The 1,877-nt window shown below is 62.8% G+C and carries 3 protein-coding genes; 1 reads left to right on the top strand and 2 read right to left on the bottom strand.

Features of this window, described 5'->3' with window-relative positions:
- Positions 1-173: 173 nt before the first annotated feature.
- Positions 174-395, bottom strand: a complete 222-nt coding sequence (locus K309_RS0134755) for a DUF2188 domain-containing protein (RefSeq protein ID WP_029050457.1) — start codon at positions 393-395, stop codon at positions 174-176.
- 469 nt (positions 396-864) lie between these two features.
- On the opposite strand from K309_RS0134755, the gene K309_RS0134750 reads away from it, so the two are divergent.
- Complete coding sequence (locus tag K309_RS0134750) at positions 865-1,314, top strand: zinc-finger-containing protein (protein WP_029050456.1); 450 nt, start codon at positions 865-867, stop codon at positions 1,312-1,314.
- A gap of 68 nt (positions 1,315-1,382) precedes the next feature.
- On the opposite strand, the gene K309_RS38925 is transcribed toward K309_RS0134750, so the two are convergent.
- On the bottom strand, positions 1,383-1,877 hold a 495-nt coding region (locus tag K309_RS38925), incomplete at its 5' end, for an OB-fold nucleic acid binding domain-containing protein (RefSeq protein WP_035878940.1).

The following is a 1,877-nucleotide window of genomic DNA, read 5'->3' as shown; positions in this document are numbered from 1 at the left end:
CATGTAATCCGCAAATCGGTCACGTGTGCTCATGCACTTCCACCTTTAATGAAGAAGTCCATATAATGCACTATTTTTTATGACACAGTAAGATTGGGGTTCTGTTGGAAATCGCTGGTGCGGCGGACACCACGGGAAGCAATTCCGCTCTCGGTCCCTTGTCTGCCGCTCTGCTATCCCTTGATGTCGCGGGGATCGTTGCCGAACGGGTTGCGCTCCCGGATCTGCCCGTCGCGGCCGTGGATGAACAATTCGACCTTTTTCTGCTGGGCACGCTCCCTGCTTGCCGCGATCGCTTCGTCCTGGGTGTCGAATGTCTCGCGGGCGTGGCCGCCCTCAGTCTCAACGGCCCAGCGGTCGTCGGCGGGGACCACGTGGATGTCTTGTCCGGGCATGGCTGTCTCCTGAAGTGATGGAGTCAGTCTCGGCCCGGCGACTACGCGTCGGTATCAGGCGCTGTCCGACAAAAGAAAAAGAAAAGCCCTTAGCCTGCCTGCCAAGGGCTCCAATGTCGACAGGCAGTTCGCAGTCCTGTCGCGGGGAATCGTCACATACACAAGCGCTCGTTTGCATCCCCTCCTTCGGGGGTGACCGAAAAGCGCATCGACTGGCTCCGGTGCCGTCCGACAAGCCGCGTGCAAGAGACGCCGCTTCTTGCCCCTTTCACTTTACCGGAGGGCGAAGCCGAACAGCGGGCCTGAGCACGTGGCAACCTTGTTGCAACCCGACGCCAGTAACTTGGCCGCAGTCGACGCCATCCTCGATGACCGCAACCAGCCGTACTAGAGCGCCGTCTGGCCGCTTAACGTCGACCCCATCCCGTAGAATCCCTTATTACTCAACTTGTGCTGCGAAGGTCCGTCAATGCGCGTTGGCCGCCCGATTCCTGCGCTTCCCCAGCCCGTCTGCGATGACTGCGGCGCCAAGGCGAGTCTGGCCCGCGCCGGCGAGGAAACGTATCCCTATCTCGAAGACCATGGGCCGGTGTGGATTTGCGCCGCGTGTCAGGCCTGGATCGGCGTGCGGGCCCGCAGCAAGCACAACACGCCACTCGGTCGGCTGGCCAACGCGGCGTTACGCGAGCGCAAAAGCCAGCTGCACGATGCGCTCGAGCCGTTGATCGCGGCCAAGATGCGGCGCGACGGTGTCAATGCTTTCGAGGCGCGCGGCAAGGCGATGAAATGGATCATTGCATCGCTTGGCATGGATGTCGCGACACCGAGCATCCACGCCTTGTCGCTGGAACAGTGCGAGCAGGCGATTCGATACGTTGAGAAATTTCAGGCTTCCCGGCGACCGGATCGGCCTGCTTGAGCCCAAGGCAAGTTAAGCGCCGTCACAGCAGGGCAATAGCAGCGATGCGGTTCGTTGCACGGACCCAGTTAGCAGAAGTTCCGGCTCCGCGTGTCGAGCTGGCCCAGCATCCACGACAAGTCCACGACGCGTTGCGCGATCAGGTGGCGTACCTCGCCCTCGCACTGCCATTGCCCATAGACGCCGACCAACGACGCGCTCAGGATTTCCTTGCGGAAGCGCTCCAGCACGGTGGGCCAGATGATCACGTTGACGACCCCGGTCTCATCCTCCAGCGTCATGAAGACGACGCGATTGGAGGTGCCCGGCCGCTGGCGCACCGTCACGATGCCGGCGCCACGCGCGACCTGACGGCTTTGGTAAGTGGCCAGGGTCGATGCCGGCACGAAGCGCCGCGTGGCGAGTATCGGGCGGAGCAGGGCGAGCGGGTGGCGGCGCAGCGTCAGGCCCAAGGCGCGGTAGTCGCTGACGATCTCTTCGCCTTCCGTGGGCGCCGACAGGACGGGCGCATCTTCTGGAAGATCTGCCGGGCGCAGCAGATCCTTGTCGGGCACGGCGGCGGC

The sequence above is a fragment of the Cupriavidus phytohabitans genome, from assembly GCF_000426345.1.
GTDB lineage: Bacteria > Pseudomonadota > Gammaproteobacteria > Burkholderiales > Burkholderiaceae > Cupriavidus.
The sequence above is the reverse complement of the archived record's forward strand: the minus strand, read 5'-3'. Positions and strand labels throughout refer to the sequence as shown.

Coding starts and splice junctions, on each gene's coding strand:
- K309_RS0134755 (WP_029050457.1), bottom strand. CDS start 395: ATGCCCGGACAAGACATCCACGTGGTCCCCGCCGACGACCGCTGGGCC.
- K309_RS0134750 (WP_029050456.1), top strand. CDS start 865: ATGCGCGTTGGCCGCCCGATTCCTGCGCTTCCCCAGCCCGTCTGCGAT.